General features: G+C 58.7%; 1 protein-coding gene. It reads right to left on the bottom strand.

Annotation, left to right across the window (positions count from 1 at the left end):
* A partial coding sequence (locus AC0L3P_RS40285) for a transposase family protein (protein WP_473309497.1) occupies positions 1 to 261 on the bottom strand: 261 nt, incomplete at its 3' end.
* Positions 262 to 283: the final 22 nt, after the last annotated feature.

The following is a 283-nucleotide window of genomic DNA, read 5'->3' as shown; positions in this document are numbered from 1 at the left end:
CCGCCGGCGGCAATGCGGCACCTCGCATGTGAAGCGCCGCGTGAGTAATCGGAGGCGCACCTTTCTGCCCGCTGATGCCAAATCGGCAACGTGCCGGACGTAGCGGCTATGGATGCGGCTCGACGCTGTCGCGCACAAAGGGCACCGAGCCTCCGCAGCTTCCGACCTAACAGACAGAATAAGCGAATCCATTGAGTCACTTACACCATCAAACACCAAACCACTCGGTACTAGCGATGAGATTTGAAAGCCCGTCCGCATGGCGCTGATTCTCCGTTTGAGA

It is taken from the genome of Bradyrhizobium sp. WSM4874, from assembly GCF_055811835.1.
This window is presented reverse-complemented; position numbering and strand designations above follow the sequence as displayed.